Origin of the sequence: Allocoprobacillus halotolerans (genome assembly GCF_024399475.1) — a bacterium.
Lineage (GTDB): Bacteria > Bacillota_I > Bacilli_A > Erysipelotrichales > Coprobacillaceae > Allocoprobacillus > Allocoprobacillus halotolerans.
In genome coordinates this window covers 407,916-429,316 of sequence record NZ_CP101620.1, presented here as the reverse complement: position 1 = coordinate 429,316, position 21,401 = coordinate 407,916, and the positions used below count along the sequence as shown (strand labels likewise).

The 21,401-nt window shown below is 32.0% G+C and carries 24 protein-coding genes and 2 pseudogenes; 18 read left to right on the top strand and 8 right to left on the bottom strand.

The annotated features are described in order from the left end of the window. Positions 1-129 precede the first annotated feature (129 nt). Both NMU03_RS02655 and NMU03_RS02650 read left to right on the top strand, forming a co-directional pair. Positions 130-1,005, top strand: coding sequence for a PD-(D/E)XK nuclease family transposase (locus tag NMU03_RS02655; RefSeq protein WP_290141061.1), 876 nt, complete (start codon positions 130-132; stop codon positions 1,003-1,005). Positions 1,006-1,057: 52 nt separating this feature from the next. After that, positions 1,058-1,396 carry a molecular chaperone Hsp90 gene (locus tag NMU03_RS02650; RefSeq protein ID WP_290141060.1) on the top strand — a complete coding sequence of 113 codons (339 nt, stop codon included), beginning with the start codon at positions 1,058-1,060 and terminating at the stop codon, positions 1,394-1,396. A 23-nt stretch (positions 1,397-1,419) separates the two neighbouring features. On the opposite strand, the gene NMU03_RS18175 is transcribed toward NMU03_RS02650, so the two are convergent. The 4 genes and pseudogenes from NMU03_RS18175 to NMU03_RS02630 form a co-directional block, all read right to left on the bottom strand. Beyond that, the gene (locus NMU03_RS18175; RefSeq protein WP_494337168.1) at positions 1,420-3,336 is read right to left on the bottom strand and encodes a cation-translocating P-type ATPase; all 1,917 of its coding nucleotides are present in this window, start codon (positions 3,334-3,336) and stop codon (positions 1,420-1,422) included. A gap of 54 nt (positions 3,337-3,390) precedes the next feature. Further along, positions 3,391-3,992: pseudogene (locus tag NMU03_RS18170) on the bottom strand (cation-transporting P-type ATPase); the annotation flags it as partial. A 323-nt stretch (positions 3,993-4,315) separates the two neighbouring features. After that, positions 4,316-5,959, bottom strand: a complete 1,644-nt coding sequence (locus NMU03_RS02635; protein ID WP_290142262.1) for a transglycosylase domain-containing protein — start codon at positions 5,957-5,959, stop codon at positions 4,316-4,318. Between the two features lie 14 nt (positions 5,960-5,973). Next, positions 5,974-6,183, bottom strand: a complete 210-nt coding sequence (locus NMU03_RS02630; protein WP_290141058.1) for a hypothetical protein — start codon at positions 6,181-6,183, stop codon at positions 5,974-5,976. Between the two features lie 132 nt (positions 6,184-6,315). On the opposite strand from NMU03_RS02630, the gene NMU03_RS02625 reads away from it, so the two are divergent. The 7 genes and pseudogenes from NMU03_RS02625 to ltrA all read left to right on the top strand — a co-directional run bounded on the left by NMU03_RS02625 (position 6,316) and on the right by ltrA (position 12,885). Beyond that, complete coding sequence (locus NMU03_RS02625; protein ID WP_290141056.1) at positions 6,316-6,711, top strand: DUF1934 family protein; 396 nt, start codon at positions 6,316-6,318, stop codon at positions 6,709-6,711. After that, on the top strand, positions 6,708-7,292 hold the full coding sequence (locus NMU03_RS02620; protein ID WP_290141054.1) for a PLDc N-terminal domain-containing protein: 585 nt from the start codon (positions 6,708-6,710) through the stop codon (positions 7,290-7,292). The genes NMU03_RS02625 and NMU03_RS02620 overlap by 4 nt, the downstream gene beginning before the upstream one ends. 8 nt (positions 7,293-7,300) lie before the next feature. Continuing rightward, positions 7,301-8,212, top strand: coding sequence for a phospholipase D-like domain-containing protein (locus NMU03_RS02615; RefSeq protein WP_290141053.1), 912 nt, complete (start codon positions 7,301-7,303; stop codon positions 8,210-8,212). 65 nt (positions 8,213-8,277) lie between these two features. Then, the gene (argS, locus tag NMU03_RS02610) at positions 8,278-9,939 is read left to right on the top strand and encodes an arginine--tRNA ligase (protein WP_290141051.1); all 1,662 of its coding nucleotides are present in this window, start codon (positions 8,278-8,280) and stop codon (positions 9,937-9,939) included. Positions 9,940-9,948: 9 nt separating this feature from the next. Then, positions 9,949-10,281 (top strand): DNA-directed RNA polymerase subunit delta, encoded by a 333-nt coding sequence (gene rpoE, locus NMU03_RS02605; protein WP_290141049.1) that lies wholly within the window; start codon positions 9,949-9,951, stop codon positions 10,279-10,281. Positions 10,282-10,561: 280 nt separating this feature from the next. Further along, a pseudogene (gene tnpA / locus NMU03_RS02600) lies at positions 10,562-11,007 on the top strand (IS200/IS605 family transposase). 459 nt (positions 11,008-11,466) lie between these two features. Then, complete coding sequence (ltrA, locus tag NMU03_RS02595; protein ID WP_290139398.1) at positions 11,467-12,885, top strand: group II intron reverse transcriptase/maturase; 1,419 nt, start codon at positions 11,467-11,469, stop codon at positions 12,883-12,885. A 146-nt stretch (positions 12,886-13,031) separates the two neighbouring features. Here the strand turns inward: ltrA and NMU03_RS02590 are convergent, their stop codons facing one another. From NMU03_RS02590 to NMU03_RS02580, 3 genes are all read right to left on the bottom strand, one after another. Next, entirely contained in the window at positions 13,032-13,349 is a 318-nt protein-coding gene (locus tag NMU03_RS02590; protein ID WP_290141047.1) for a hypothetical protein, read from the bottom strand. After that, positions 13,339-13,521 carry a hypothetical protein gene (locus NMU03_RS02585; RefSeq protein WP_290141045.1) on the bottom strand — a complete coding sequence of 61 codons (183 nt, stop codon included), beginning with the start codon at positions 13,519-13,521 and terminating at the stop codon, positions 13,339-13,341. Before NMU03_RS02585 ends, NMU03_RS02590 begins: the two co-directional genes overlap by 11 nt. Before the next feature lie 81 nt (positions 13,522-13,602). Further along, positions 13,603-13,806, bottom strand: coding sequence for a helix-turn-helix domain-containing protein (locus tag NMU03_RS02580; protein ID WP_290141044.1), 204 nt, complete (start codon positions 13,804-13,806; stop codon positions 13,603-13,605). Positions 13,807-13,942: 136 nt separating this feature from the next. On the opposite strand from NMU03_RS02580, the gene NMU03_RS02575 reads away from it, so the two are divergent. From NMU03_RS02575 to NMU03_RS02540, 8 genes are all read left to right on the top strand, one after another. Next, positions 13,943-14,671, top strand: coding sequence for an alpha/beta fold hydrolase (locus NMU03_RS02575; RefSeq protein WP_290141043.1), 729 nt, complete (start codon positions 13,943-13,945; stop codon positions 14,669-14,671). Next, positions 14,634-15,386 carry a type I 3-dehydroquinate dehydratase gene (gene aroD, locus NMU03_RS02570; RefSeq protein WP_290141040.1) on the top strand — a complete coding sequence of 251 codons (753 nt, stop codon included), beginning with the start codon at positions 14,634-14,636 and terminating at the stop codon, positions 15,384-15,386. The genes NMU03_RS02575 and aroD overlap by 38 nt, the downstream gene beginning before the upstream one ends. Next, positions 15,379-16,161, top strand: a complete 783-nt coding sequence (locus NMU03_RS02565; protein WP_290141038.1) for an HD domain-containing protein — start codon at positions 15,379-15,381, stop codon at positions 16,159-16,161. The genes aroD and NMU03_RS02565 overlap by 8 nt, the downstream gene beginning before the upstream one ends. Next, a complete protein-coding gene (locus NMU03_RS02560; protein ID WP_290141035.1) occupies positions 16,151-16,660 on the top strand; it encodes a Gx transporter family protein in 510 nt (169 codons plus the stop codon). The genes NMU03_RS02565 and NMU03_RS02560 overlap by 11 nt, the downstream gene beginning before the upstream one ends. An 88-nt stretch (positions 16,661-16,748) precedes the next feature. Then, positions 16,749-16,877: a helix-turn-helix domain-containing protein gene (locus NMU03_RS02555; RefSeq protein WP_290141033.1), complete on the top strand. Its 129-nt coding sequence runs from the start codon at positions 16,749-16,751 to the stop codon at positions 16,875-16,877. A gap of 76 nt (positions 16,878-16,953) precedes the next feature. After that, complete coding sequence (locus tag NMU03_RS02550; protein ID WP_290141031.1) at positions 16,954-17,172, top strand: hypothetical protein; 219 nt, start codon at positions 16,954-16,956, stop codon at positions 17,170-17,172. 161 nt (positions 17,173-17,333) lie between these two features. Then, positions 17,334-18,818, top strand: coding sequence for a glycerol kinase GlpK (gene glpK / locus NMU03_RS02545; protein ID WP_290141029.1), 1,485 nt, complete (start codon positions 17,334-17,336; stop codon positions 18,816-18,818). 11 nt (positions 18,819-18,829) lie between these two features. Then, positions 18,830-19,297, top strand: coding sequence for an immunoglobulin-like domain-containing protein (locus NMU03_RS02540; protein ID WP_290141028.1), 468 nt, complete (start codon positions 18,830-18,832; stop codon positions 19,295-19,297). 681 nt (positions 19,298-19,978) lie between these two features. Here the strand turns inward: NMU03_RS02540 and NMU03_RS02535 are convergent. Further along, positions 19,979-20,614, bottom strand: coding sequence for a class I SAM-dependent DNA methyltransferase (locus tag NMU03_RS02535; RefSeq protein WP_290141026.1), 636 nt, complete (start codon positions 20,612-20,614; stop codon positions 19,979-19,981). Positions 20,615-21,048: 434 nt separating this feature from the next. On the opposite strand from NMU03_RS02535, the gene NMU03_RS02530 reads away from it, so the two are divergent. After that, the gene (locus tag NMU03_RS02530) at positions 21,049-21,354 is read left to right on the top strand and encodes an ArsR/SmtB family transcription factor (RefSeq protein ID WP_256164521.1); all 306 of its coding nucleotides are present in this window, start codon (positions 21,049-21,051) and stop codon (positions 21,352-21,354) included. Positions 21,355-21,401 lie beyond the last annotated feature (47 nt).

The window sequence follows — 21,401 nt, the reverse complement described above, 5'->3', positions numbered from 1 at the left end:
TAAAGAAATAAAAAGAAAAATCGAAAATTTTTGCGTATATATATAATAGAAGGGTATTTAATTCCTGTTTATCATTCCTTAAATATTGAAATTATTGAAACTATAAAAATTAAAAGAAGGGGTGATAAAATGAATCAAGAATATTTAAATATTTTAGAAAAGCTTAGACCTATTGACAATGAGTTCATGCAGGTTTTGTTTAGAAGCGAAAAATGTGTTGAGCTCTTGGTTAAAACTATCTTTGGTGATGATGTTTCAGTCGTAAAGTTTAAAACTGAAGATAAACGTAAGAATCTTGGAGGTAGATCTATATGGATGGATATTGTTGCTACACTTAGTGATGGAAAGATTGTCAATATTGAAATGGAGCGAAGCATAGAAAATGCTACGCCTCTAAGAGCGAGATATCATGCCAGTATACTTGATAGCAGTAAGTCCTATCCCAAGCAAAAATGGCATAAGCTATCTGAAATGTATGTTATCTTCATATGTGAAAAGGATGTCTTAAGATCTAAAAAAATCATTCAATATATTGACAGATATAAAGATGATGGAACACTTTTTAAAGACAAGCTACATATTATTTATTTAAATGCGAGTATACAGGATGAAAGTCCATTAGGGTTGTTGATGCATGATTTAATGTGTGAAGATCCAGACAAGATGCATTATAAAGTCTTAAGAAAAAGAGTGAGTTATTTTAAAAATTCAGAAAGGGGCAAGAAAAAAATGTGTAAAGAACTAAAAAAACTTGTAGAAGAAGAAAACAAAAAAGCAGAAAAACGTGGAGAAAAGCGAGGTAGAAAAGAAGGCGAGAAGCGTGGAGAAAAACGTGGAAAAATTAAAGGAAAGATTGAAACTCTTATGAAAATTTTAATTAAGAAATTTACAAATGAAAACCTTGAATGGATTAAAGACTGCAATAAAGAACAGTTAGAAAAGATAGAAGATAATATCTATTTAGATATTGATTATAAAGACTTTTATCAATTAGTGCATTCTTAAGATGTTTTCTTTATAAAATTGGTGTAAAATAGAATAAAGGAGGCATATAGATATGTTAAATGAAGTCATTGAAAAAACGCATGAATTATTAAAAGCACCTACATGTTGTCAAGAATTAAAGGATGTTGCAAAAGAATGGTTAGAGTCAATTGGTAGTGAAAATGAATCTATGATGACAAAAAAATATGTAGCTGAAATGAAAGAAGATATTATGCCAATTGAAAATTTAATTGCTTTTGCCAGTTCAAAAGCTGGTCAGGATTATTTTGGATTGGAAACAGCCAATAGTATTGTGGCTCATAGTCAGGAAATTCAATCACAAGGTGCGCAATATTGTGATTGTCCAGCGTGTGCTCTTGTTGAAGATATTTTAAAATTATTAGGAGAATAGAAAAAGCAAGTCGGGTGACTTGCTTATTTTGTTAGCATTTTTCTTACTTGAATGATCAATGTTGGTAAGAGTGCAAAACCATAAATAACAAAAAGTTGTGTCATTGAAATAGAATGAATCATAAATAATCTATGCATTGCTGGTACAAATAGAATAAAATGTAGTAATGCAAATCCTATAATAAAGGCAAGAATGCTTGAACGATTTGTAAAAAGTCCTATTTTTGTAAGTGGTTGGTGACTACGGCAGTTAAATCCGTGTAAGAGACGAGCTAGACAGATTGTAGCAAAGGCCATTGTTGAAGCCGTTAATGGATCACCTTTTAAACCAGTTAAATAAGCACACATTGTACAAATAGCAATCACAATACCTTCATAACTGATCTGTAAGAAGGTTGTTTTATTTAAAATAGAATCATTGGCTTGGCGAGGTTTTTCTTTTAAAACATCATTACGTCCAGCCTCCATTCCAATCGCAATAGCAGGTAAAGAGTCTGTAATTAAATTCATGAATAATAGGTGCACTGGGAAAAATGGTGTTGGTAATAAAAGTAAAGAAGCGATAAAGACACAGATGATACCAGCAAAGTTACCTGATAATAAATAATTAATTGAATTTTTAATATTACGATAAACATTACGACCAGTAATCACCGCTTTAACAATCGTAGAGAAATTATCATCTGTTAAAATCATATTGGCAGCATCTTTAGAAACTTCAGTTCCTGTGATTCCCATGGCAACACCAATATCACTTTGTTTCAAGGCAGGAGCATCATTAACACCATCACCAGTCATGGCAACTATATCACCACGTTTTTGCCATGCTTTAACAATACGAATCTTATGTTCAGGAGCGACACGCGCATAAACACTAATCTGTGTCAATTTCTCATCGAGTTCCTGATCACTCATTTGATTTAATTGTTGTCCATCTATTGATAAATCTCCATCCTCATAAATACCAATTTTTTTAGCAATGCTTCTCGCTGTTACAACATGATCGCCTGTAATCATGATAGGTTTGATACCAGCCATTTTACATTTTGTTACAGCATCTTGGCTTTCTTCTCTCGGTGGATCCATTAAAGATACCAAACCAACAAAAGTTAAATCACTTTCATCATTGAAAGAGATGACATCTTTTTTGAAATTTTTATAAGCAAAACCTAAAACACGTAAACCATCATTAGCGTAGTTTTGATTTTGTTGAAGAATTTCTTTTTTGTGTCGTTCAGTCAATATTTCTTTACGTCCATTTATTAAGATAGTTGAACATCTTTCTAAAATGACATCGGGTGCTCCTTTAGTATAAAGGTGATTCTGAGATGAAACACTCATTAATTTACGATCAGAATCAAAAGGTAGTTCACTTTGACGAATTGCGACATTTTGATATTCTGGATTATTTTTTGTGTGTAAATGCACTAAATCAATTAAAGCCAATTCAGTCGGATCACCAATTCTTTGTTCTCCATTAATGACTGCATTATTACATAATAAACATGCTTTTAAAAGGACATCGTGGTCATGAAGAAAACTATCTAATTCATTGATTTGTATAAGCTTTTGATTTAAATAAATCGTCTGAGGTGTCATTTTGTTTTGTGTTAAGGTTCCTGTTTTATCACTACAGATGACAGATACACAACCTAAGCTTTCTACTGAATTTAAATTCTTTATAATAGCGTTTTCTTTAACCATTTTCTGTGTACTCATTGATAGAACAATTGTTACAATTGAACTTAAAGCTTCAGGAATGGCTGCAACAGCTAAAGCAACAGCAATCATTAAGGCATCAAGTAGAGATTCATGCGCTAAGAAAATATTTAAAGCTAAAACGATAGCACAGATAATCATAATCGCAATAGATAATTTTCCACTAAAATCATCCAAACTCTTTTGTAAAGGTGTTTTACGATCTTTTGCTTCATTTAACATAGAAGCAATTTTTCCGATTTCTGTATTCATTCCAATACTTGTCACAATATAACGACCAGTTCCATTGGTTACTAAACTTCCTGAAAAGGCCATGTTTTTTTGATCACCAACAATTACATCATCATGAATAGTTTCAATTGTCTTATCAACACTATCAACCTCTCCAGTTAAGGCACTTTCATTAATTTGTAAAGAAGCTGATTCGATGATACGGCCATCACCACTAATAACATCACCAGCTTCTACTTGTACAATATCGCCAATCGTTAATTCATTAGAATTGAGTTCACATAATTTCCCATCACGTAAAACTTTAACTCTAGGAATAGAAAGTTTTTTGAGACTCTCCAAAGATTTTTCTGCTTTCAATGTTTGAACAGTCCCTAAAATGGCATTAATAATAATGACTGCCACAATGACAAATGTACTTTCAAATTGACCACTTAATCCTGAAATAATAGCGGCAATAATCAAGATAATTACAAGTAAATCTTGAAACTGTTTTAAGAAAATCAAAAAAGGACTTTCTTTTTCTTTTCAGCCAATTCATTTTTACCATATTTTTGTTGTCTATCCATTGCTTCTTTTGAAGATAGACCTTCTGTTGTCGTTTGACAATCTTTTAATGTTTCTTCAATACTCTTTTGATAATACATACTTTTTCCTCCATTCATCATCTTCAACAAACAAAAAAGACAAGTTCGCTAAAGATTGTATTCTTTAACGAGTCTTGTCTTTAAGATGCACCAGAATAATAAATTATTCGCGATTGTTGATCACATCACACATATTGTGAGACTACTCCCTCATTGCCATTATATTAACATACTCGTCAAAATATGTAAATAGAAAATCATTTCATGATTTTCATAAATGCATTTAAGATTCCATTGTTTTTCTATGTTATTGCTTTTTTATTCACGATTGGATCTAAGTTTTGGATGATAACTTATGTCATTTATTGAAAATATTTAACATTTCAAGTTTCTTTAAACCAGAAAACCAGCCCATTTTCTTGATAGTCACCAGTGATAGGATTGATAGGTATTTTTTTGAGATTGGTTGTGGGTTCATACCATAGTTCTTCTTTTTGAAGAAAATTAGCCATTGTCTGAAAAATCACTTTAGGAATTCTAGTATCTGAAGTCATATTCATTTCACGATTATCATCATATCCTACCCAACTTAAAAGGGTATATTGCGGATTGTAACCTGCACATAATGAATCATAGGGTGTAGAACCTGTTTTTGCAGCAAATGTCGTATTGACAGGATAATTCAACATCGTAGGACTGGCATAGGATTGAAAAGATTTTTCAAATGGAGCTGTCAACAATTGGCTCATCATCAAACAAGTATCTTGATTGAGTAATTGTTTATTTTCTGGCTGGTATTCATATAAAATATCACCATTATTATTAGTGATTTTTGTAATTGTATGAACTTTGTTGTAGATTCCATGATGTGCAAGTGTTGTATAAACTGCTGAAAAGTCATAGACATTTGTATTTAATGTTCCCAGTGCCAATGATGGATGGGGTGAAATATGTTGATAGCCAAATTGAGATAAGGCATTGACCAAAGCCTGTTCTCCTAAAAACAAATGTGTTTTCACAGCATAGATATTATCACTGAGTGCTATCGCCTGTGCCATTGTCACATCATCATGTGCATATTTTTTGTTGAAATTGGTAGGTGTATATGTTTTTCCATTTTCTAATTGAAAAGTTGTTGGTTCACTTTTGAATTTGGTTGTGGGTGTAAAGCCATTCTCTAAAGCAATATAATAAAGCAATGGTTTCATTGTTGAACCGACTTGACGTGATGCTTGCGTTGCACGATTAAATTGTGAAGACGCATAATCTTTTCCACCAATTAATGCAAGAACACCTGATGTTTGACTGTTTAAGATAATACTTGATACTTCTAATTCATCACGCCCTTTCATTTGTTCATTGACGATTTGATTGAGCTGATCTTGGATTTGTGTATCTAATGTCGTTTGAATATTGAGCCCTTGATTGACATATTCTTCACTGTAAAAACCAAGTTCTTTTAATTCACTTATCACACAGTCACGATAATAAGGATAGGCACATTGAATAGTAGAAGAAGGATGAGGATTGAGTTGAATTTCAGTTTGATAGGTTTGATCAGCTTCTTTTTGGGTAATTTGATTTTGTTCTACTAAAGCATCTAAAACAATCTTCTGTCTACTTTTAGCGGCTTTTAAATCTTTAAATGGAGAATAATATTCGGGACCATTAATAACACCTGCTAACATACTGGCTTCATTTAAATCTAAATCACGCGGTTCTTTATTAAAATAATAAAGACTCGCATTTTCAATACCATATATACCATGTCCAAAATAAACTGTATTGATATAACCTTGTAAAATCGTATCTTTATTATAATGTGCTTCTAAACGTACTGTTAAAAAAGCTTCTTGAATCTTTCTTGACCATGTTTTATCATTATTTAAAAACATCAATCTTGCGTATTGTTGTGATATGGTACTGGCTCCTTCCACATTTCCCTGTTCACTGATATTAGCTTTCAAAGCACGTAAAATACCAACAGGATCAAAACCACGATGTTCATAAAAACGATGATCTTCAATAGCAACAATACTTTTTAAAAATAAGGTGAAACATCTTTAAGTGAAACATCATTGCTTTGTTGTTGAGATTGATAAAAAAGTTTTTGATTTTGATCATACATACGAATAATATGTCCCCCATTTAAATCTGGGGCTACCATCAAATAACTGATTGAATAAATACCTATCATCAATACAAAACCAGTAATGACTATTCTTCTTAACCATTTTATCACTGTCTTCATTGACATCACCTCATTTTTTCATTTTTACCGAAAAGATATATTTCTATTCATAAAAGCTATAAAATATGGGAATAAGAAATAAAACGTGACTTTTCTTTAATGATTTTGTTATAATGGTAGCGGTGATGTAAAATGAATCAAACAAAACAAATTCATTACAAAGCAATTTTTAAACAAGATGGAGATCAACAGACAGTTGAATATAAAGCCAAGGGTTATATATGTTATGGACAAAAGACAAATCTGTATTTTCAAACTTCACAAGGAAAAATTCAAATTTCTTATGATGACAAAGAAGTTCATTTGAAAAATGGTGATTCTCTTTTAAGATTTCATAAAGAGAAAATGGTATGGAATCAGTATCAGTTACCTTATGGAATGGTAGAATTAAAAACAGAATTGATGAAATTTCAAAGTGGAGATGATGTCTTAAAAATGAAATATGCTTTGTATGATCATCAAGGATTAATTTCAACGGTTTATATTATGGTGACTTTTAAAGATGAAATCATTGGAGAAGATGCATGAAAATCTTTAAAATCTTTTTAAATCGTATTGTTATTTTTGGTTTTCTTATATTCTTACAGCTTGTCTGGATGTTTTTTATAGGTAGAAAACTATGGTTACATCATACATGGATACAGCCATTGATGCGTGCTATGAGTCTTATTGTTGTTTTATGGTTAGTGAATAAAGATGAAAATCCTTCTTATAAAATATCATGGATTATTATTGTATTATTATTTCCAATGTTTGGAGGATTGTTGTATTTATTCATTGGAAATAAAAAACCATCAAGAAAGATTAGAAAGATCTTACAACCTATCATTGATGATATGAATCCAGAGATGTTGTTAGAAAATGATGTGTCTTTCACTTTAAGTGAGTCTAAACAAGATGCTTTGACTTATTTGTCTGATTTGGGATATGGAACTTATTTACAAACACAGTGTCGTTATTATGCTTTAGGTGATTATTGTTATGGGGATTTATTGAAAGATCTCAAACAAGCTCAAAGATATATTTTTATGGAGTATTTTATTGTATCTGAAGGTTTGATATTTCAAAGTATTTTGGATATATTAGAAAAAAGGTTCAAGAAGGTGTAGAAGTTCGATTGATTTATGATGATGTAGGTAGTTTAACAACATTGCCTTATCATTTTGAAAAGAAATTAGAAAAGATGGGCATTCAATGTGTTGTTTTTAATCCTTTTATACCTTTGGTTTCAATAGCGATGAATCATCGTGATCATCGTAAGATTTGTATTATTGATGGAAATATTGGATATAGTGGTGGTTTTAATCTGGCGGATGAGTATATGAATGTCAAAATGCGCTTTGGACATTGGAAAGATACAGGTATTCGTTTAGAAGGACAAGGTGTCTGGAATTTAACAACGATGTTTCTATCCACATGGAATGCTTATAGGCATCAAGATCACGATTATAAGCAATATCAACCTAGTGATTTACCACCTATTCAAGATGATGGCTATGTTGTGGCTTATGGGGATTCACCAGTGGATCATGAAGATACAGGAGAACATATTTATTTAAATATGATCAATCAGGCCCAAGAGGAAATTTTAATTATGACGCCTTATTTTATTATTGATGAAACAATGATGAAGGCTTTTTTATTAGCACGAAGAAAAGGTGTTCGAATACAAATTATTACGCCAGGGATTCCAGATAAGAAGAATGTTTATCATGTAACCCGTTCCTATTATTATTCTTTGATGAAAGAGGGAGTGGAGTTCTATGAATATCAACCAGGTTTTGTACATGCTAAAATGGTTTTATGTGATCAAAGAATTGCGACGGTAGGAACAATTAATTTTGATTATCGTAGTTTATATTTACATTTTGAATGTAATATCATGATGACACAAAAATCTGTTATTCAAGACATTTCCAGAGATTTTCAAGAAACATTAGCTCTCTCACAAAAAGTCACTTTAAAACAGAGTCGTCGTTTTAGAGGAATATATGAAGCTATTTTAAGATTATTTGCACCATTAATGTAGAAAAAATGTTGACTATATCGTTAAATATGATATTGTATTAAAAGTATGGTAAGAAGGAGGGTACTATGGCTATTAATAAAATAGAACTTTCATTAAAGAAGGTCTTACAAAAAGCAGTGATTGATTTAAAATTTGTGGAAGATTATCCAATTGATCAAATTGTAATAGAAATTCCAAAAGATAAAGCACATGGTGATTATTCTACGAATATCGCTATGCAACTAACAAAAGTGTTAAGAAGAAATCCTAGAGAAATTGCTCAAGCTATTATTGATGCATTGGATTTAGAAACAGGACATATTGAACGTGTAGAAATGGCTGGACCTGGATTTATTAATTTATTTTTAAGAAAAGATGCAATGACTTCTGTGATTAAAGATGTTTTAGATGAACAAGATCATTATGGTCATTCTGATTATGGCCAAGGTATCAAATATAATATTGAGTTTGTTTCAGCTAATCCAACTGGTGATCTTCACTTAGGACATGCAAAAGGAGCATCAGTAGGTGATAGTATTTGTCGTATTATGAAAGCTGCTGGTTATGATGTCACAAGTGAATATTATATTAATGATGCTGGAAATCAGATTACGAACTTGGCATTATCTTTATATGCTAGATATTTGCAGGCTTTTGGTCAAGATGCATCGTTACCTGAAGATGGTTATCATGGACCTGATATTATTCAAATTGCTGAAAATTTAAAAGAAGAATTTGGAGATCGTTTCTTAAATGTGTCTCAAGAAGAAGCCATTACTTATTTTAGAAAAATTGGAACTGAACATGAGTTACAGAAGATTAAAGATATTTTAAAGGAGTTTAGAGTTGTTCATGATGTTTGGTTTAGTGAAACATCATTGTATGAAGATAATAAAATTGAACCAACTATCCAGAAACTAAAAGATGAAGGCTATACTTATGAAAGTGAAGGGGCTTTATGGTTTAAATCTACAGAATTTGGTGATGATAAAGATCGTGTGTTAATTAAAAGTGATGGAAGTTATACATATTTAACGCCTGATATTGCATATCATTTGAATAAGCTAGATCGTGGTTATCAATATTTAGTTGATTTATTAGGTGCTGATCATCATGGTTATATTCAACGTATGAAGGCAGCTATTCAAGCACTAGGGTATAATGCTGATCAGTTGAATATTGATATTATGCAGATGGTACGTATGGTAGAAAATGGTGAAGTTGTGAAAATGAGTAAGCGTACTGGAAATGCTGTAACAATTAAAGATTTAATTGAAGATATCGGAGTTGATGCCTCACGTTATTTCTTTGTATCTAAAGCGGCGAGTTCACCATTTGATTTTGACTTATCACTTGCAAAATCAAAATCAAATGATAATCCAGTTTATTATGCACAATATGCCCATGCAAGAATGTGTTCAATTGAAAGACAGGCAGCACAAGCTCATATCGAAGTGGCTCAACACTATGAATTGTTAGTTCATGAAAAAGAAATTGAACTTGTAAAACATATCAATGAATTTAGAGATGAAATTGTTGAAAGTGCAAAACAAAGAGCACCTCATAAGATTGCAAATTACATTCAAAAACTTGCACAATTATTCCATTCGTTCTATAATGATTGTTATGTTATTGATGAAAATCATTTAGAATTATCATCACAAAGATTAGCTTTAGTGAAGGCTGCACAAATCACTTTAAAAAATGCATTAAATTTAATTGGTGTCAATGCACCAGAAAAAATGTAGGAGGATATTATGGTTGATTATAGACAAAGTTCAATGGCAGATGTTGCTTATGATTTAATGACAAAAAAGAAAAAACCTGTAGATTTCTATAAATTATGGCAGGAAGTTTCTGAAATTAAAGGTTTTGATCAAGATGATAAAGATGAAAATGAATCTTTATTTTATACGAATATAACTTTAGATGGACGTTTTATTACTGTTGGTGAAAATCGTTGGGATTTAAGAAGTCGTCATAAATTTGATGAAGTGCATATTGATATGAATGATATTTATGCTGACGAGGAAGAAGACCCATCAGAAGATGATGGTGACGATGGTTTAATTGAAGATGATTATAATTAAGGCTGAAGTGAATCAATTTTAAAAAGTTGATTCATTCAGCTTTTTTGTTTATTCAATATGAAAAGACATCCATTTTTCTTTTGGATGTCTAGATTAGGACTCATGTATCTATAATAAGTTCTGAAGTATCCGAGTGAAGGATACGGAAGAACTCAATGGGCATTTCCCGCAGCTTGCTGCGTAAAGCCGAACGAAGTATGATATAATAAATTGTGTAAAACAATTTATTATCGAAATCACAGAGTGATTTCGCAATCATACGAGAGTGAGGGCGATGATAATGGGAAATAGTCAATTTATACATCTATCACATAATGTGAGTAATCTTGTTTACCACATTGTCTGTCCGGCAAAATATCGTCGCGTAGTATTTGATGATTCTGTTGAAGAACATCTGAAGCAAATTTGCCTGGGATAGAACTGAGATATGATTATATACATTTTCTTGAAATAGGGGCAGACAAAGATCATGTGCATTTTCTTGTTCAAAGTACACCTGAGTATGCTCCTTCAAAATTGGTAAAAATCATAAAAAGTATAACTGCAAGGCAAATATTTGCTGAGTGTCCGCAGGTCAAAAAACAACTATGGGGAGGACAATTCTGGAGCGACGGATATTTTATCGCATCTGTCGGTAAAAATCAAAACGAAAAAGTAATCAGAGAATATGTGAAAGAACAGGGTAAACAAGATACGGAATATAAGCAGTTGTATTTGAGTATATGATAGCATCGCATAAGCGAAGCGTGAAGATACCCCGGGTCTTGACCCGGGAGCTTCATGTGTGCCATGCATGGCATAAAACTTGGTGGTGAAAGTCCACTGTGGGGGTTTCGTACTACCAACCACTAGTCAAAGACAAGGTATCCATCGTAAGGTGAGAACTGAAGGAAGTCGGAGACAAAATCCTGACCCAAGGAATACGAACTATTTAAGGCATATGCTTATTGGATGAGATTGCATGACAAATCAAAGTCCAATAGTACGACGGAATAAGCGGTGTAAAGATAGTGGGTACATGGGATGAAAGTGTTATGTCTTACCGTGGGAGGTCCTAGGGACATGATGAAAATGTAATCATGGTGGAAATGTTTGTCCTAGGAAGTCAGCCGAGGTCATAGTAGTGATGATGATAACTGTAATGGTTATCTAGCGAAGGACCGAACATAAGGAGGTGAACTGGAAATGAAAGATACTCAGGATAAAATTGGATACTGTCAACTATCATTAGGCTTACTCTATGAAGATAGTACGGAATACGACAATAATGGAGAAGTGTATCCTATATCAAAACAAGAGATATCGCATACGAAGAACACCAATAGATTTGTAATACATGAGAAGTTACTTGAAACAATCGTAGAAGATGCCAATATAGAAAAGGCAATCCAAAGGGTTGTGAGCAATAAGGGAAGTGGTGGTGTAGATAAAATGCAAGTCGCAGAAGTTCGTACGCATTTCGCACAGCACTGGTCTTATCTAAAGAAACTCATCATGGAGGGACACTATAGTCCACAAGCCGTTAAAAGAGTAGAAATACCAAAAGATAATGGAAAGAAAAGAGGACTAGGAATTCCAACTGTGACTGACAGGGTCATTCAACAAGCGATAGTGCAAATACTTACGCCTATCTTTGAGCCACTATTCAGTGAAAACAGTTATGGATTTAGACCTCGAAGAAATGCTCATCAAGCAGTAAGAAGAGTCGTAGACTATGCCAATGAAGGATATCGATACACAGTAGACTTGGACTTGGAGAAATACTTTGATACAGTCAATCATTCAAGGCTTATACAGATACTGTCACAAACGATTAAGGATGGAAGAGTCATATCACTCATACATAAATATCTCAATGCAGGAGTCGTAGTAAAGCATAAATTCGAAGAAACGACTAAAGGCGTACCTCAAGGAGGACCACTAAGTCCATTACTATCAAATGTCTATCTTAATGAACTTGATAAAGAAATGGAAAGAAGAGGCAATAGATATGTAAGATATGCAGATGACTGTGTCATACTATTCAAAAGTAAAAGAAGTGCAATGAGAGTCAAGGAAACAGTGAGGAGGTATCTTGAAGAGAAGTTATTGGTTAAAGTCAACCAGGAGAAAACAAAAGTAGCCTATATTACTGATATAAAATTTCTAGGATTTGGATTTTATATAGAGAAGAGTGGTAACGTACGAATCACTGTTCATAAGAAATCAAGAGAAAAGATGAAAAGAAGAATCAAGGAAATCACAAAAAGAAACAGACCTGTCAGTAGTAAACAATTAGGCCAAGAATTAAAACTCTATATGACGGGATGGATAAACTATTACAGGGTAGCCGATATGAAAGTGTATCTTGGTAAAGTTGACTCATGGTTAAGACGAAGAATACGAATGATATACTGGAAGAGATGGAAACTGGTAAGGACGAGATATAAAAATCTACAAAAGTTAGGAATAAACAGGAAAAAGGCATGGGAATGGGCAAATACAAGAAAAGGCTACTGGCATATAGCCAATAGCTTTATACTCTCTAGAACACTGACAAACGAAAGACTGAAAAGCTTTGGGTTTATCAGTGCACTAGACTATTACAATTCTATAAACTTATGAAACGCCGTGTAGGGGACCCTATGCATGGTGTTGTGAAAGGGGCGAAAGATATTAATTCTTAGCCCCTATTCGATTTATAAAAAATGATTATACTAGGAGTTAGTATTTTGCAATATACTTTTTGACATGATAGATATTTTTGATGATTATTTTGAGTTCTTTTTTTGTTTTAAGGATAGAATGATGTCATTGATATTATCTTTTTGAATAATGTCAGGATATTTTTCATCAAATGAAGTCATTATCTCCTTTGAATTCCAATTTCCATAAAGATTTTCAACTGCAGTACAAATTTCTTGTAATGAAATCGGATCATTTCTATCTTGATGTTCCTTTAAAATTTCAATAATATCAGATATATCATTTTTATAATATCTAAATGATTTCAATTTCATAGCTATTAAATATTCTCTATTCATTATTCTGATATTCAAAATATTAGAAAATTCTATTTTAGCAGGCATTTCTAATATCACTTTTTATAATATTAAAATGTAAGAACTCGGGAATTGCTTGACTGAAAACATCATCATATTTTTTATCTAAAACTTTATACAAAATCTTTAAACGTGCAGGATATAAAGGTTTAACAAGCTTTTTGTTCCTTATATCATCATTTTCTAATAAATCAATCATAAAGTTTATATCACCTTTATCCTTAACAAGATGACAAATATGACTTTTAAAGACATCAAAAGATACTCTTGAATTGTTGTTCTATTCATCTGTTATACAAGTGACTAAATCATCCATTTTTATATTTAAGGTTGTAGATAATTTATAGAGCGTTTTAACAGAACATTTCATGATATTAGACTTGCCATTAACTAAATCATGAATGGTAGATTGTGGTATTCCACTTTGTTTAGAAAGACGATAACATGACATGTTTTTCTTGGCTAATAAATTTTTCAAATACATAAACATCACCTTTTCTATTCTATATTATTTCGGTTAACCGAAGTATTGTCGATTTCTTATGTATTATACGAATAATTAGGAAAAAATATTTTACTCACATAGAAAAAATGATTATAATGTTAAAAGGTGAATGGAAATGAAAGATATTTATTATGAAATAACAGGAAAAGGTTTTCCAATTCTTTTTTTACATGGAAATGGAGAAGATCATCATATTTTTGATCATGTTGTTGAAAAGTTGTCTAAGCACTATCAGTGTATTTGTATTGACTCACGCTATCATGGCAAAAGTATTCATGCTGGTGAGTTATCTTATCATCAAATGGTTCAAGATGTCTTGCAGGTTATTAATGAACTTGAATTAGAAGCCTATGATGTGATTGGTTTTAGTGATGGAGCGATTACTTCATTGTTATTGGCACAAACAGATACACGTTTAAAACATGTTGTCAGTATTGGAGCTAATACCAAACCAAAAGCGATTAAACCATTTTATCGTTTGACTTTTTATTTACAAATGATATGTCTAGCTGTCTTTTCTTTATATCAAAAGAAAGCCAGATTGACTTTCCAGTTATATAAATTAATGTTGACACAACCACAAATTGAATATCAACAGTTACATGATATTTCTATACCAGTGCTTGTATTAGCTGGAGAATTTGATATGATTAAAGAAAGTGATACGAAACAAATCGCCAAAAGTTTACCTTATGGAATTTTAAAAATAATTAGACATGGTAATCATTTTTTATTACGTGATGCTTACTTAGAAACAATGCAAGAAATCACTTTATTTTTAGAGGCTTGCCATCAGGAGGAATTGTATGAAAATATGTCAAGTACGACAATTGAAGATAGGTGAGGGAAAACCTAAAATATGTGTTCCCATTGTTGAAACATCAACATCTTCAATTATTCAACAAGTACAACAGTTACAATCATATACATTGGATTTGATTGAACTACGTATTGATTTTTATCAGGATATACATGATTTAGATAAAGTTCAAGACTTATTACAACAAATCAGACAATTAACGCAATATCCTATATTATTCACTTATCGTTCTTTAAAAGAAGGAGGACACATTCAACTTAGTGATCAGGAATATTTATCATTGATACAGGTTGCTTGTCAAAGTCAATGTGTTGATATAGTTGATATTGAAATAGAAAGTGGTAATGTCCTTGTTTATCAGCTTGTTGAAATTGCTCATGAAAATGGTATAAAAGTATTGATGTCTAACCATGATTTTGAAAAAACACCGGATGTTATGGAAATGAAAAAACGAATAGAAAGTATGGAAATTCTAGGTGCTGATATTTGTAAGATGGCAGTCATGCCAAATAGTTATAAAGATGTGATTCATTTATTAAATACAACAATAGAAATGTCCCAAAGATTAAACAGACCACTTGTGACAATGTCAATGGGATCAATGGGAAAGATTTCAAGAATTGTTGGTGAATTGACGGGTTCAGTCATCACATTTGCCAGTGTTGGACAAACATCTGCACCAGGGCAAATTGCTTTAGAAGATATGCAGACTTTATTAGAGGTGATTCATCATGATTGATTTATACAAAGCCAAAAAAGCATTTCAAAACTATATCAGTCAATATGATATGACGATTCCTTCCATTCGTTTAAAAGTTGTTCATACTTATAAAGTTATGGAATGTAGTGAATATCTTTGCAAGCAGTTGCATTTATCTAAAGAAAATAGTGATTTGGCTTCTTTGATAGCTCTGTTGCATGATATTGGACGTTTTGATCAATGGATGAGATTTGAAAGTTTTGCTGATCACAAAACAATTGACCATGCCTTGTTTTCTAGTCAACTTTTATTTGAACAAGGATTGATTAGAGGATTTATTGAAGATTGTCAATATGATAAGATTATTCAAGATGCGATTGAACAACATAATCGTTATCGCATTGATGATGGCTTTGATGAAAGATCATTATTATTTATTCATCTGATTCGAGATAGTGATAAATTAGATAATTTTCGTGTCAAAGAGGAAGAAAGAATTGAAGATATTTTATATGTTAGCTTAGATAAAGTTAATCAGGAGCATATTTCACCAGCCATTTATCAACAATTTTTTCATCAAGAATTGATTTATGCACCGAATCGACAAACACATATAGATATGTGGTTATCTTATATCGCATTTATCTTTGATTTACATTTTGAATCTAGCATTCAATATATTCATGATTATCATTGGGTGGAACGTTCTTTTGAACGTTTACAGCCTGTTAATCCACAAGTTAATCAGGAATATCAGACATTAAAACAAATTGCTTTAGAATATATTCAAAAAGGAGTACAGTATGAATCATAAAAAAACAAGAAAGATGATTTATTTGGCCTTATTAAGTGCCATTGCGATTGTCTTGCATACCATTGAATCAGCTATCCCTGTCCCTTTGCCCGTTGGTGCAAAACTTGGTTTAGCTAATATTATTTCCTTGGTTGTTATTCAGCTTTATGGAGCTAAAGAAATGTTTATTGTGAATATCTTTAGAGTTTTGATTTCAAGTTTATTAACAGGTGTTTTTATGCAAAACCCTTTCTTTATTAGTTGTGGAGGTGTCTTTTTAAGTAGTTTAGCCTTAGCTATTATTTATAAATTTGGTATATTACCAATGGTTTCAACTTCTATCGTTTCAGCTATTTTCCATAATATTGGACAAGTTGCAGTTGTCGCTTTTATCTTTTCTTTTGCTGGTATGATGGTTTATGTTATTCCACTACTTATTACATCTATTCCAACAGGGATTTTAACGGGGTTAGTCGCAATTGAGATACTTAAACGTGTTAAAAAGGAACAGATTCAATAGATTTGTTTGTTTTGCGTGCTAAATTGACCTCTTTTAGAGATAGACATGATGTCTTTCTTTTTTTACAATAATAGTGAGGAGGAAGATTATGAAATTAGGAGAACATTTATTTCAAGCAAGAAAAAAGAGTGGCTTATCACAAGAAGAAGTTGCAGAAAAATTAGGGGTGAGTCGTCAAATCATTTCAAAATGGGAAAGGGGTATTCCGACATTTTAAAGATTTAGATATTTTATATTCAAAGAGCCATAAACATTGTATTTATGACTCTTTTTCTTATGTTTGGTATTCTATTTTGACAATCCAAACATCGCTTTCGTTGATTTATCATGTGACTTTAGATGAATTGATTTCTTTTGACATAGATGTTGAAGAAATCAAAACAACGATTGAAAATATCAGTGATGAAGTGAATAAAAAGGTGGATTGGACAAAACTTTGGAGTGAAAAATATCCTATCTTAGCCCGTTATCCGCAAGAAGTGAGCCTTGCCTATTATCAAGAATTTACTTAACCATTTAAAACAACATTATCAATATAATGACTTAGATGCCTTTTTGGTCTTAAAAGATATTTTAGCTGGTTTATGGAAAGGTGAATGATTTCAAGCGATTGATGTAAAATCAGTCGTTTTTTATTTTTAAAATTGATATAATAGAAAAAAGGAGAATGTTTATGAAAGAATATATTTTAGCGATTGATCAAGGAACAACAAGTACCCGTGCTATTTTATTTGACCAAAATGGTAAGTTATGCCATATGCAACAAAGAGAGTTTAAACAATATTTCCCTCATTCAGGATGGGTCGAACATGATGCTAAAGAAATATGGAACTCAGTGGTAGAAGTGGTACAATCATTATTTACAATTGATAATATTCAATCTCAACAAATCAAAGCAATTGGCATTACGAATCAAAGAGAAACAACAGTTGTATGGGATAAAACTACAGGAGAACCTATTTATCATGCGATTGTTTGGCAGTCACGTCAGTCACAGGATATTTGTGATGAATTGATTGAAAAAGGATATAGTCCAATGATTCAAGAAAAAACTGGATTGATTATAAATCCTTATTTTAGTGCCAGTAAAATCAGATGGATTTTAGATCATGTAGATCATGTCAATGTGGATAATCTTTTATTTGGAACGATTGATACATGGTTGATTTGGAAATTGACAGGTGGAAAGGTTCATGCGACAGATTATACGAATGCCTCAAGAACTTTACTTTATAATATTCATGATTTAAAATGGGATGAAGATTTATTGAAATTATTTGATATTCCTCAAAATATGTTACCAGAAGTCAAAGCTTCATCAGGTATTTATGGATATAGTGATGAAACATTGATTAGTGGACTTCATTTTAGAGCGCCTATTTGTGGTGTGGCTGGAGATCAACAGGCATCCTTATTTGGACACGCATGTTTTCAATCAGGGGATATAAAAAATACTTATGGAACAGGATGTTTTATTTTAATGAATACTGGTCAAGAACCTGTTATTTCTGATAATGGTTTATTAACGACAATTGCATGGGGCATTGATGGCCAGGTAACTTATGCATTGGAAGGTTCCGTTTTTATTGGTGGAAGTGTGATGCAGTGGTTGAGAGATGGTTTACAGCTCTTTCAAAATGTTAGTGAAACGGAGACAATGGCAAAATCTTTACAAGATAACGAAGGGGTTTATCTTGTACCTGCTTTTGTGGGTTTAGGAACACCTTATTGGGACAATGATGTGAGAGGAACGATGTTTGGTTTAACAAGGGGAACAACGCGTCAACATATTGTACGTGCGGCATTGGAATCTATCTGTTATCAAAGTCGAGATGTGATTGAAGTCATGCAAAAGGAAGCCAATATGGCACTCACAAGTTTATCGGTGGATGGTGGCGCAACCCAAAATGAGTTTTTAATGCAATATCAAAGTGATATTTTAAATATAGATATTGTAAAACCATCAGTAAAAGAAACAACAGCTTTAGGAGCAGCTTATTTGGCAGGTTTAGCTATTGGTTTTTATCAAAGTCAAGAAGATATAAAAAAGAAACATCAAATATCAAAGACTTATCATGCCACTATGGAACCACAAAAAGCTTTATATTATTATCAACAATGGCAAAAGGCTATTCAAGCAACTTGTCTATTTAAATAAAAGGAGTTTATATGAAAAGAATTTTTGTTTTATGTCTATTATCTTTTATGATAGTAGGGTGTCAAGAAACCAAAGATACACCAACAACACAACAAGAAACAACAGCTCAATTAATTGAAACAGATGATAGTTGGGGAATTGAATTATATGTTGAAGATGTGACTTCAACTTCACTTACTTTATTTTGTAGTCAAAATGGTGGTGAAATCACCGGTGAGTTACAAACGGGTGAAAAATATTGGATTGAACAGAAGGTTGATGACAAATGGCAGGAATTAAAACCATTAGAGAATCCTGTTTGGCCATCAGATGCATTGATTATTCAACAAAATCAATTAACATCATGGGATATAGATTGGCAGTCTTTATATGGTGAATTATCAACAGGAAAGTATCGTATAGGAAAAGAAATTGATGATTTGAGAGAAGCGGCTGATTATGATGAAAAATCTTACTATGGGGAGTTTGTGATTGAATAATATATTTTTGGTATTGATGATAGATATGTATTTTCACTTTGAAACATTTATTGATGACTTAGATAAGTTTTTCAAACTTCTTTATATGTTTAAAATCAATCATATTTTTAAAAATTGTTTTTCGTGATTATTTTGTATCAAAATAGCTATGTTTTCATAGCTATTTTTGTGTAGTGTACCAGGCATGGCATACATCTAGTTAGTGAAAGTCCAACCACGGGTATTTACCGCCAAGTGTAGTGAACCACAAGCTGTTAACAGTGAAGTTAGGGGTGAAGGAAGTGGTGTAGCGAAATCTTCGAGGTTACGAACAGAAACTTGATGAGGCTAAATGGTGGATAAAGTTGCTACACAAACCGAAATCCAAAAGGTAAACGTAAAACCAAGACAGTAAATCAAGAACTTGTGAAGATAGAAAAAAGATGTATGTCTTACCCTGAGTATAGGAGAAGTGGATTACAAGTAGTAAACTTCATATTATCACCAACGGTTCTAGGCATAAAGAAAGGGGACAGACCAGGTTTAGTCCATCCCCTTAATTACTATCTTAAGAGTTTGTGATAGCGATATAAATGTAGAGCCGTATACGAGACCCGTACGTACGATTCAAGGGGAGGGGCAATAAATCATTGAATTTATTCCTCTACCCTATTGGATATGAAATTGTCAAACTGAAATTTATCAAAACGAACATTCATACAAAAACATTTTGGTCTGATTATTTTCCGCAATCACTTTATCATAAGACGAATACACCGTTACTTTAGCAAATCCTATCTCGTATAAATAAGGTTCTAACTCTCCCAATTCATATAGATGCGTTTGAAAATCCATTTCTTCTTTCTGTATCAATTTTGTTTCGGCATACAATTCATAAATACTTGGGGAATACTGTGTATGAGTTTTTTCATCATAGTAATTTTTCATCTTAAGTATCAATTCATATCCTTCTTCTGTCTTGACAGATATTAAAGTCTTGTAATCTAAATCATCCGGACATCTATCTGCGACTGTTTCAACTGCAAAAACAAATTTGCCATCTTTTTTTAACAGGCATTTCATCTTTTGCAAAATTTCTTTGCACATCTTCATATTAGTAAATAAGGATACTGAACCAGAACATATAAAAATATAATCGAATTTTTCTCCTGAATCATATTTTAAAATGTCCGCTTGAATCACCTTTGCAGTGGGTGCTTTTTCTTTTAATTTTGTAAGCATTTCAGCAGACAAATCCATTCCACATATATCAAATCCTCTTTCCAAAAAGGGAACTAAGAATCTTCCACTTCCACATAAAGGTTCTAAAATTTTCATTTCTTTTCCGCATAAGAAAGATAAAATGATAATTCATCCTGCGGTGCATCTTTGTGTAAAATCTCGTACATTTCTGTGCATAGACTACCATAATAATTTTTAACTGCTTCCATATCTGTTTCCTCTCAAAATTCCCAATTAAATAAAACTGAAATGTTACTTATTATCTCATATCTTCATCTTCTCTAAAAATTCATATTTGTTGCTTTCTTCATACCTATATTATAACAGTTCCATATATCTTCCACAATAAAAATCAGTATACCCATAAATATTTTCTGCATTGAAAATACATACTTTTTCTTTTCTGTTAGAAACGGACAAGAGGAAGAAATAAGAATATATCAAAATATTTTGATATGATATATTGACAAACTGCCTTATATAGTTTATGATTTATATATCAAAATTATTTGATGTGAGGAGTGATAACAATGAATGATTTTTCTAAAGACGCAAAGATTTTTAAGGCTCTTTGTGATACAAAAAGGCTTACTATTTTAGACTACTTAAAGAGTGGGGAAAAATGTGCGTGTGTTCTAATTGAAAACATGAACATAGGACAATCAGCTTTATCTTATCACATGAAAATACTTTGCGACTCTGGTATTGTTAATGCAAGACAAGAGGGTAAATGGACGCATTACAGCCTAAGTAAAAGTGGAAGTGAATATGCGTCAAAACGATTGTTAGAATTAACAACACCAAATACTGAAAATCAATCAAATTGTTGCAAATAAAGGTCATCGAAAGGTGGCTTTTATAAAACTCTATCACATCAAAAAAA

Excerpts from the sequence above, each read along its gene's own strand:
- aroD (WP_290141040.1), top strand. The coding sequence starts at position 14,634 with ATGAAAATATGTCAAGTACGACAATTGAAGATAGGTGAGGGAAAACCT.
- NMU03_RS02650 (WP_290141060.1), top strand. The coding sequence starts at position 1,058 with ATGTTAAATGAAGTCATTGAAAAAACGCATGAATTATTAAAAGCACCT.
- NMU03_RS02590 (WP_290141047.1), bottom strand. The coding sequence starts at position 13,349 with ATGCCTGCTAAAATAGAATTTTCTAATATTTTGAATATCAGAATAATG.
- rpoE (WP_290141049.1), top strand. The coding sequence starts at position 9,949 with ATGGTTGATTATAGACAAAGTTCAATGGCAGATGTTGCTTATGATTTA.
- NMU03_RS02630 (WP_290141058.1), bottom strand. The coding sequence starts at position 6,183 with ATGAAGACAGTGATAAAATGGTTAAGAAGAATAGTCATTACTGGTTTT.
- NMU03_RS02625 (WP_290141056.1), top strand. The coding sequence starts at position 6,316 with ATGAATCAAACAAAACAAATTCATTACAAAGCAATTTTTAAACAAGAT.
- glpK (WP_290141029.1), top strand. The coding sequence starts at position 17,334 with ATGAAAGAATATATTTTAGCGATTGATCAAGGAACAACAAGTACCCGT.
- NMU03_RS02620 (WP_290141054.1), top strand. The coding sequence starts at position 6,708 with ATGAAAATCTTTAAAATCTTTTTAAATCGTATTGTTATTTTTGGTTTT.
- NMU03_RS02555 (WP_290141033.1), top strand. The coding sequence starts at position 16,749 with ATGAAATTAGGAGAACATTTATTTCAAGCAAGAAAAAAGAGTGGCTTA.
- ltrA (WP_290139398.1), top strand. The coding sequence starts at position 11,467 with ATGAAAGATACTCAGGATAAAATTGGATACTGTCAACTATCATTAGGC.
- NMU03_RS02540 (WP_290141028.1), top strand. The coding sequence starts at position 18,830 with ATGAAAAGAATTTTTGTTTTATGTCTATTATCTTTTATGATAGTAGGG.
- NMU03_RS02585 (WP_290141045.1), bottom strand. The coding sequence starts at position 13,521 with ATGATTGATTTATTAGAAAATGATGATATAAGGAACAAAAAGCTTGTT.
- NMU03_RS02575 (WP_290141043.1), top strand. The coding sequence starts at position 13,943 with ATGAAAGATATTTATTATGAAATAACAGGAAAAGGTTTTCCAATTCTT.
- NMU03_RS02535 (WP_290141026.1), bottom strand. The coding sequence starts at position 20,614 with ATGAAAATTTTAGAACCTTTATGTGGAAGTGGAAGATTCTTAGTTCCC.
- NMU03_RS18175 (WP_494337168.1), bottom strand. The coding sequence starts at position 3,336 with ATGTTAAATGAAGCAAAAGATCGTAAAACACCTTTACAAAAGAGTTTG.
- NMU03_RS02580 (WP_290141044.1), bottom strand. The coding sequence starts at position 13,806 with ATGTATTTGAAAAATTTATTAGCCAAGAAAAACATGTCATGTTATCGT.
- NMU03_RS02560 (WP_290141035.1), top strand. The coding sequence starts at position 16,151 with ATGAATCATAAAAAAACAAGAAAGATGATTTATTTGGCCTTATTAAGT.
- NMU03_RS02655 (WP_290141061.1), top strand. The coding sequence starts at position 130 with ATGAATCAAGAATATTTAAATATTTTAGAAAAGCTTAGACCTATTGAC.
- NMU03_RS02530 (WP_256164521.1), top strand. The coding sequence starts at position 21,049 with ATGAATGATTTTTCTAAAGACGCAAAGATTTTTAAGGCTCTTTGTGAT.
- NMU03_RS02565 (WP_290141038.1), top strand. The coding sequence starts at position 15,379 with ATGATTGATTTATACAAAGCCAAAAAAGCATTTCAAAACTATATCAGT.
- argS (WP_290141051.1), top strand. The coding sequence starts at position 8,278 with ATGGCTATTAATAAAATAGAACTTTCATTAAAGAAGGTCTTACAAAAA.